General features: G+C 48.4%; 7 protein-coding genes. 2 read left to right on the top strand and 5 right to left on the bottom strand.

Annotated elements, in window-relative coordinates; all coding sequences use genetic code 11:
- Positions 1 to 423, bottom strand: a 423-nt coding sequence (locus WCO51_06005; protein MEI6512812.1) for a prepilin-type N-terminal cleavage/methylation domain-containing protein, incomplete at its 3' end; no start/stop codon positions are given.
- A 33-nt stretch (positions 424 to 456) separates the two neighbouring features.
- Positions 457 to 1602, bottom strand: coding sequence for a dockerin type I domain-containing protein (locus tag WCO51_06000; protein MEI6512811.1), 1146 nt, complete (start codon positions 1600 to 1602; stop codon positions 457 to 459).
- Between the two features lie 180 nt (positions 1603 to 1782).
- Here WCO51_06000 and WCO51_05995 point away from each other — a divergent pair, with 180 nt between their 5' ends.
- Positions 1783 to 4803 (top strand): hypothetical protein, encoded by a 3021-nt coding sequence (locus WCO51_05995; protein ID MEI6512810.1) that lies wholly within the window; start codon positions 1783 to 1785, stop codon positions 4801 to 4803.
- Positions 4804 to 4964: 161 nt separating this feature from the next.
- Positions 4965 to 6011 (top strand): aldo/keto reductase, encoded by a 1047-nt coding sequence (locus tag WCO51_05990; GenBank protein ID MEI6512809.1) that lies wholly within the window; start codon positions 4965 to 4967, stop codon positions 6009 to 6011.
- A 302-nt stretch (positions 6012 to 6313) separates the two neighbouring features.
- On the opposite strand, the gene WCO51_05985 is transcribed toward WCO51_05990, so the two are convergent.
- The 3 genes from WCO51_05985 to WCO51_05975 form a co-directional block, all read right to left on the bottom strand.
- Positions 6314 to 7024: a hypothetical protein gene (locus WCO51_05985; protein ID MEI6512808.1), complete on the bottom strand. Its 711-nt coding sequence runs from the start codon at positions 7022 to 7024 to the stop codon at positions 6314 to 6316.
- Positions 7025 to 7110: 86 nt separating this feature from the next.
- Positions 7111 to 7530, bottom strand: a complete 420-nt coding sequence (locus WCO51_05980; GenBank protein MEI6512807.1) for a helix-turn-helix domain-containing protein — start codon at positions 7528 to 7530, stop codon at positions 7111 to 7113.
- Between the two features lie 424 nt (positions 7531 to 7954).
- On the bottom strand, positions 7955 to 9041 hold a 1087-nt coding region (locus WCO51_05975), incomplete at its 5' end, for a sulfatase-like hydrolase/transferase (protein MEI6512806.1).

Genomic DNA, 9041 nt, shown 5'->3' with positions numbered 1-9041 from the left:
TATTGGATCAAACCGATTGGCAGCGCCAAAAAAGTAAGTCTGTTTCCAATCCTTAGCTGATGAACCTGGATAACCTATCACAGCCGATGGGCATTTCCAAATATCGACGGATCTAGCATAGGGCATCATCACATTTATCAAACTATGCGGATTTAGCTGACGATTGGTTGGATCTCCCTTCACCAGGTCCTGTCGATCAGGCACAGGATAAAACCAAGGATCCTCGACATAGGGCACACGATCGTTGTAATCTTCGGAATACATCATCACGGCAGACCATATCTGCTTCATATTGTTGATACAATAAGTAAGACGCGTTTTTTGTCTCGCCATGCTAAAGACAGGAAAAAGAAGCCCTGCCAGAATGACGATGATGGCAACCACCACTAAAAGTTCAATAAGAGTAAAACCTATTCGCTTCAAAAACGCTCCTTCGCTGAGTATCATAAATCAAACTTAAGGCTGACCTGTTTCACCAAACGAACCTATAACTTTAAGGAATTCAAGGTCATTGACCACCCCATCCTGGTTAAAATCCGTATTGCCATTCAACCCAGAAGATGGACTGCCAAATTCACCAATGACCCCAAGAAAATCAAGATCATCAATAGAATTATCCCCATTCGCATCACCATTATATAAGTCAAAATCGATACCGGTCGTATCCTGATTGAAATTGATTGTAACATTCTTAACGACCCTCAACCAAGTTAGTCCCTTAACCGCGATATCATAATTGCCTGTGTGCCAAACAGGTAAGTCGTAACTCCCATCCTCCTCAGGAATGATACGATGGGATTCAACAACATTTAGCGTGCCAGGTTCGCGCAAATCCATTGTTAAGGTTTGAAGAGCCACCCGTGTCGCTAACATCTCTAGGGTCACATGACCACGAACATGATATCCAGGAACAGGCGCCTCAGTAATTATTTCCAGCTTCGGTTGCTGTGAAGCCGTCAACCAATCATTTGAATAAAATTTGTAAGATTTTGTCCCCATCATTTCTCCAGGATCTAATGCTGAGGTGATGGAAAAGCTGATCTTGCTCGTTGAAACAGTACTATTCAAGAAATCCTCAAATGCCTGGGTATTTAGGTTGAAAGTGACTGGGAAGGGATTATTATAATCGTAAGCGCGTTCTCCACTCGCCAGAAGCGCACACGGTTGAGGGTTGGTCGTATTAAGAAAATACCAAGTTGTTTCACCCCAGTTGGAAGCAAGCTTTCTCAGCATTACATTCTTATCTGATAAAGTCCAAGTAGGGGATTTTTTATGAGTTAAGGTTATTGTTGCAGAAGTGATATGATAGTAATTGCCAGGTACAAAAGTGCTGCTCAAATCCCATTGCAAGTATGAATAACTTGCATCATTTACAATATCGTAGGGCGGCGGATAAACTGGCCATAAATCCGAGCTGTTCCCATGCATCCAAGCTTGCAGATATTCACTTCCTGAGGGATTGCCTGACCACCCATAGACCCAAACATCATCTGAATCTACAGAGGAATAAGTAACAGCATGAACTAAAGTTGTCGCCACAAAAGCAAAGAGGATTACCAGAATCGCAATTCTCACTTCTATTCTCATTGCCCACCAATCCATTAAAAGTTTCCACCAAAGTTGAATACAAAACAGAAAGCACTCATTAAGATACATATAAGTGTGAAGTTATTATCACACACAGGTTCATTTAAGTCAAATTTCACGCCATACTTTGTGAATTATTTCACCATTATTCTCCGTGGTTGAAATCCTTGTATAAGCACTCCCGGGTAATTCTGCTTGACGCGAGACGAGCTTGACGGTAATATCAAGATTGATATGGAAATTGTTTCTGCGGTAAAAGCTATTACTTTCATAGAACCGGAACGAGCAAGGCGAATATTTGAATCGCTTCAAGATGCGCCATCATGCGTGGAATCGTTTGAACTGCTCTTGCCCGCTCTCACAGATGTTTTGAAGAAAAGCCCCGAACCGGATATGGCGATTAATAACTTCGAACGATGGGCATCCAACATAACCGGAAGATCCCTTTACTATCGACTTCTATCAGAACATCGAGCGCTATTAGAGATACTGCTCGCAGTCTGCGCTTCAAGCCAGTTCTTTGCCGAGATCCTCATCCAAAACCCTGAAATCGTCGAGATTTTAGGCGACCAACAGCTTCGGCAAAGACCGAAAACCGCTGCCGAATTGCACCGCGAAATCGCCACACTAATCGCCCCTTGCCACTCATTCCTACTCAAACTCGACCGATTGCGCCATTTCAAACAGCGCGAGATCCTTCGAATTGGGGCAATGGATATCACCAACACATGGGAGTTGCCGCAAGTTGCGCGCGCTATTTCCGATTTCGCCGATGCCTGCGTTCAAACAGCCTATGAAGTCTGTCATGAGGAGCTATCGGCGAAATACAATATGCGCGGCAACCCCGGCATTGCGATTATTGGCATGGGCAAACTCGGCGGGCATGAACTGAATTACAGTTCGGATATTGACCTTATTTTCGTCTGTTCAGACAACCCCAAAATCGAAGGCGATATCCCCGAAGCGCAATATCTTGCAAAACTTGCAGAAGCCATCGTCCAAGCGCTTTCTAACCGAATGACACGCGGGATCGTGTTTCGTGTGGATATGCGATTAAGGCCCGAAGGGCGCTTCGGCGCAATGGTGCGTTCTCTGGAAGGATGCCGCCAATATTACGAAAGCTGGGCAGAGACTTGGGAATTCCAAGCCCTCATCAAATCTCGATTCATGGCTGGTGATGCCCTTGTCGGAGAGACATTTGAGCGTCTCGTCCAACCACTCGTCTATCGCCGTTTCGTCTTGGATACAACAATCGATGATGTCCGGCGCAACAAAAGGCGCATGGAAAAGCAGTCACAAGTCGCCGGTGAATGGGAGACCAATCTTAAAAACGGTTACGGCGGTATAAGGGATATCGAGTTCACCGCCCAACTTATGCAGCTTGCCCATGGAGGACGCCTTCCGCGAGTTCGAACCGGCAACACGCTTCAAGCTTTAGACAATCTTCGGGATGCCGGATTCCTTCCCGCCGATGATGCCGCCCTACTAGCGCAAGCCTATTGCTTCCTGCGCACAGTCGAACATCGCATCCAAATCCTGAATGAGCTTCAAACTCACCATTTACCAACCGATGAAGCCGAGATGAATAGGCTGGCACGAAGGCTTGGTTTTGAAGGCCGAGACCCTTTCATGGCCCACCTAAACGCCGAGCGCGGTAAGGTACGTGAAGTTTTCGAACGCCTATTCTATGGTGAGCACTTCAAGAAGCAATCTGACGGGGGAGGCTGGCGTGATCTGCTTCAAGCAATCGAGGTCTCCAAAGCCAAGTCCCAATGGATTAAAAAGCTTCAGGCATCGGGATTTGAGGAGCCTGAAAAGGCGCTACAGCTTCTTCGGCTCCCATTAGTCGGCTCCCAGCACGGCCAAGCAAGTCCCGAAACCCGCCGCGCGTTTTTGCAAATTGCACCTGATTTATTATCACTGGCAGTACGTTCACCTTCCCCAGATGCCTTTATCGGAGCCATTGACAGCCTTGCTGCAACAGCCCCCAATGCGTCACAGCTTTATGTTTCTTTCCACGACAGCCCCGAGGTTATGCGTCGACTTGGTGAACTGGCGGTCTATGCGCCTCCTTTAATGGAGCAAGTTGTCCGCCATCAAGAACTGCTCGATTTGCTTTTTAGCGATGAGATTATCGAACAAGGAGCAAAGCCGAGAGAACTAATGACTGAACAATTGGTTCAACGGCTAAAACCGGCAAAGTCTCACGAGGCGCGATTAAAAGTCATCGAAGCCTTCTCCCGCAGGGAAACCGTGCGAATTGGCGCGCGCGATGTTTGGGGGGAAACTGAACCCGTTGACACCGCTGCCGACCTCTACAACCTAAGCGCCTGCCTGGTCGAAGCCATCTTCAATACTGCCGCCCAGCAATCCGAGTTGGCAGATGCCGCCGAGGAGATGGCGCTAATCGGAATGGGTAAATTGGGCGGAAAAGAGCTAAATTACTCCTCCGATTGGGACCTTATCTTTGTTCATAGCGGCGATTCCAAGAAGGCGAACCGATTGGTCGAAGGCTTCCTTGCACTCTGTGCCGAGTTAAAGACAAGAGGAGTGCCCTCCAACATCGATCCCCGCCTTAGGCCTGAAGGACGCTTCGGCTCACTGACACGCCCTATTGATTCATTCAAAGAGTACTATGAAACCCAAGCCGAAGTATGGGAGAAGCAGGCGTTAATCAAAACCAGCTTTGTGGCAGGCAATCAGATTTTGGGGAAGGAAATGCTTGGGTTGGTAAACGAAGTAACTTACGCTCATTCTCTAACTAAAGAAGAAACCTCTGAAATCCGTCACATGAAATCGCGTCTAGAGAATGAACGGCTCAACCCGGATCATCGTGAAATCGACATTAAGCTAGGGCGTGGAGGGCTAACCGATATCGAATTCACTGTACAACTCCTTCAAATGCGCAGCGGCTTTGAAAAACCGGATGTCAGACAACCCAATACGCTTCAAGCTCTTCATGCACTCCTAACTAGCGCTCATATCGAACGACCCGATTTCCTTGTGCTTTATAATGCCTATCGTTACCTCTACAGCCTTCGCAACCGAATGTATCTACTCTCAGGGCTTCCAACCGACCTCCTGCCTACAGAAGGCCCCCGATTGACGATATTGGCCAGGGGGATTGGCACTCATGACACCAATCGGTTCCTCCATAATCACCACACCCGCCTCGATGAAGTCTCCCAAGTCGTCAAACGCTTGTTCTGGAGCTGATTATAGCTAGCCAAACTCCTGTATAACCCTTATGCGATAATTTCGTTACAGGGTTTGTGTTTATCTGCTTGCCCAACGCGAGTCCAGTCGTTCATACTTATAAAACCCAAACGGGTTATTACGAATTCGCAATTATCGTTGCAGAAAACAAGAAGAGGCATATGGAAAAACGAAAATGCGGTAACTCCGATATGATGCTATCCTGCCTTGGCGTAGGCTGTTGGGCCTTCGGCGGCGGGGAATATTGGGGAGACCAGAACCAGAAAGACGTTGACGAAGTCGTGCATCGCGCAGTCGACCTCGGGATTAACTTTTTTGACACTGCGGAAGCCTATAACAAAGGTACCAGCGAATCTTCGCTCGGTCTGGCACTCAAGGGCATCCCGCGCGATAAGGTATTTGTCGGCACCAAGATCAGCCCATCCAACGTTCAGTCTGAGAACGTCGAAGTTCACTTGGATGCCAGCCTAAAACGCCTGCAACTCGACTATGTTGACCTCTATATGGTCCACTGGCCGATCACCGCGCATTCAATCAAGCATTTCTCAACAGGGACAATCCCCACGCCATCCGTTCAGGTGGCTTTTGATACACTACGCAAGATGCAGGAAAAAGGCAAGATCCGCAATATCGGCGTGAGCAACTTTGGCCCCGAAAAGATGGATGAAGCCCTGGCGACCGGCGCGAACATCGTTATCAACGAATTGCCCTACAGCCTTCTGACAAGAGCCATTGAGCTTGAGATACTTCCCTACTGCCGAAACAAAGGCATCGGAGTTCTCGGCTACATGGCGCTCATGCAAGGCCTATTGGCTGACATCTACCCAACGCTCGATGACGTCCCGCTGTGGCAGCGAAGAACTCGACACTTCGACGTCGCCCGAACTCCCGAGCATTGCCGCCACGGCCTCCCTGGCGCTGAAGTCGAAACCGACGCTGCGATTAACGCTGTGAGAGCTATCACCAAGAAATACGGCATGACCACCCCCGAGATTTCTCTCAAGTGGGCCATCGCCGGCAACGGCCTAACCTGCTCCCTGGCAGGCTCAAGAAACGTCAAAGAGCTTGAAGCCAACGCAAAAGCCGCCAACGAGCCATTACCCGCAGAAGTAATCGCCGAACTAAGCAAAGCCACAGACGAGCTACTTAATGCCTTAGGCACAAGCTTCGACTACTACGAAAACCCCAAAAACGACCGAACGAAGTAGGGTTTGGTTGGATTAGATAAGTACTAAAACAGGGCGCGGCTCTCGCCGCGCCCTGATTTTTATAACCTTAAAACCCGTTCACCGCACCCGCCACAATCGTTCTATCCTTCAGACACCCATGCATAAGAACTGCTACATGCCTTACTCTCAACTAGAAGACGCGTTATCTTCTCCCGCTACATTCGCTAGTCAGAGTCAGATGAAGCGGTATCTAGAAATTGCCCATAAATTTACAAAAATGATAACTCGAATGGGCAGTTACAGACCGTATACGCATTAGGGTCTAGCTCCCGTTCCATCAGCTATTTGACTCTCCAGCCAAACTGTGCGGTCTTATCTTGAGACAGCGTATAGAGCTTATCCTGCTTTGTCCCACTCACTTGGACAGTGAGGTTGCCTGCTGTATCCCGTGCAATGGAATGAACCTTAACGATTAGATGCTCTCCGTGCTGACCCCAGGAGTCGATTGCGGGTACTAATGCCCCAAGGTGCACTCGCACATACGCTGGATGAATTTCCCCCTTCGCCGCCAACCATTCCTTCAGCAGGCCCCCTCTATCATTCGCAGACGAGATATCGACAAGGTAGAGGAGACTGAACTCAACCCACGCAAGGTACGGTTTGTCGTAATCTCCTTTCAGAAGTTGCATCTCGGCAAAAGGGGTTGAGGAACAAACGGAATGCGAAAAGGCGAAGGAATCGTCCATGGAGCGGACTGTAGCGCAATGGACCGGATATCTTGGCATTGCGTCGTAGGGCGACCTAAGCTTGAGCCGATATGCACTAACCTCAATAGTGACCGGAACCTCCTTAGCTAGCCCATTCGGCTGTGGAATGTCTAGACGGTTCATGCTGACGGATACTTTCCGTGTCGACTCCAACTGATAACCCGCCTGTTGTACGGTTGCGTCATCTTCCTTTGCCACATTTGGCGTCAACCTAGTGATTCCTGCGATAAGCCCAATTACAGCCACAGTACCTACGAAGATCGTGATCGTCATTAACAGTTTCATCTAATCTCCTCCCCTTTCCTTGTGGGTGCCTTTCGTCCGACAACAGTGTAACATATCACCCGCTTTGGGTCAAGAATTCAGGGGAGCTATTTCTTTTTCTCAGAAGGCTTACCAACGCTGTAGCTACCAGACGTCTCAGAAACCTGACTAGCTGTAAGGATACCGTCCCGCTTTATGTGCTTAACAGATTGAACGCTTGCGATCATTTCGGGTAGCGCATCAGGCGTTTCGATAATCTGTAGCAGACGCGCTGATGAATGGCTTGGCTTGCGCTTTCCCTGCTCCCAGCTTTGGACGGTCTTCATTGAGACGTTCATCAGGAAAGCGAACTTGCCTTGACTCATGTTCCGCTGTTCGCGAATGCGCTTCACGTCCTCAGCCGTATATTCAGGCGCTAGGATACGCAATTCCTCCAGCCGGCCTTCCATTCCACTGCGCGCCCATTCTATTACTTCCTCAAGGCCTTGTTTTAGGTCTTCATAGATGCTCGGCTTCTCATCAATCATTTTATATCACCGACTTCCCTTCGCGCTCATTATCACTTCGACCTTTACTTTATCTACTAATCTTGACAGATTCTTTTGTTCCTTCAAATTAATATCCTTGCGTTCGTCCTTGTCGTAAACCATAAAAAAGACAATGATATGAGGATCGACCTCCTGAAGATATAAATAAATCAGCCTGATGCCACCCCTCTTGCCTTTTCCCCGATTAGAGTCCGCTAGCCGCAACTTTCGCAACCCATGACATCCGGGCATTACTTTCCCACACTTCGGATTGGACTACAAATATTCCTTCAGATTATTAAATGTATCTTCCGTGAAATATTTAGGTCGACTGACAGCAAATACGCTTGTCTGTTCGAAACGCATAATAATCCTTTATTATTATTCATTATCCCACACAGTAGGACATTTGTCAAATGGAACCTTACCTCTCCGTCCCCCTAAATGGATTCTGCTCGGGGTCGTACCACTTGTACAGCTTGTCCCTCAACTCGCGTACTATGCCCTGCAATCCCATCTCATTTATCAAGTTGTGGTTCTCATTGGGGTCTTCTTGGATGTCGTAGAGTTCGTGGGTGGAGGTGTGGTTGTGGACGTATTTGTAGCGCTTGGCGCGGATCATGTACATGTTCAGATTGGACCTTAGCGCGTATTCGGCATAGACTTCAGAAGGGCCTTCTTTGGTGGGGTCTTGGATTAGGTTGGCGAAGCTGATACCGTCCATTTTCTCGGGAGCGTTAGGAACGGGGTAGTTGGTGACGGACTTGGGCTGCTCGATGCCGACTAAATCGCAAAGGGTTGGGTAGAGGCCGATTTGTTCGATTAGCGCCTCACTGACCTTATTGACCGGCAAGGACTTCGGATAGCTAATGATAAGCGGGACCTTTATAGAAGGTTCGAAAAGGCAGAACTTCTGGAACATGCCATGATCACCGTCCATCTCGCCATGGTCGGAGGTATAAACCACGATTGTGTTATCCAATAGCCCCAATTCTTCCAGCGCATGATAAACCTGGCCGATGCAGGAATCCACGAATGCGAGATTACCCCTATAACCTGCGCTATGGGCCTTGAGGCGTTTCTTGCGATCACGGGTTAGTGGCATTCTGTATGAAATATGCGGAGGATAACCGGAGAGGTCACCCCATTCCGGCAGTTCCAAATCTTGCGGCGGATAGAGTTCCGCCCACCCTTTCGGCGGCCAGAAAGGAGTATGTGGTTTCATAAAGCTCGTCAACAGGAAAAACGGCTGATCTTTATATTGCTTCAAGAACTTGATAGACTCTCGGGCGATGAACGAATCCATATGGTCTTCCGGCTCCATGCGCGATGTGAGATTGTCATAGCTCAACTTCTTAACATGCCCTGCCCAAGGTGTCGGCCCATCCCAAACATCCTCTATGTCAGGGAAACCGCAACCATTATCGGCAGGATAATCGAAGAAAACCTGGGCTAACGGATTATTGGCAACCTCGTTCGCATATAGCTGTGCCTTCGGTCCAAGGTACATC

This window comes from bacterium, assembly GCA_037131655.1.
Classification (GTDB): domain Bacteria; phylum Armatimonadota; class Fimbriimonadia; order Fimbriimonadales; family JBAXQP01; genus JBAXQP01.
Note: the sequence above shows the minus strand (reverse complement) of the source record. Positions and strands in the feature narration are given on the sequence as shown.

Excerpts from the sequence above, each read along its gene's own strand:
- WCO51_05985 (MEI6512808.1), bottom strand. The coding sequence starts at position 7,024 with ATGAAACTGTTAATGACGATCACGATCTTCGTAGGTACTGTGGCTGTA.
- WCO51_05990 (MEI6512809.1), top strand. The coding sequence starts at position 4,965 with ATGGAAAAACGAAAATGCGGTAACTCCGATATGATGCTATCCTGCCTT.
- WCO51_05980 (MEI6512807.1), bottom strand. The coding sequence starts at position 7,530 with ATGATTGATGAGAAGCCGAGCATCTATGAAGACCTAAAACAAGGCCTT.
- WCO51_06000 (MEI6512811.1), bottom strand. The coding sequence starts at position 1,602 with ATGGATTGGTGGGCAATGAGAATAGAAGTGAGAATTGCGATTCTGGTA.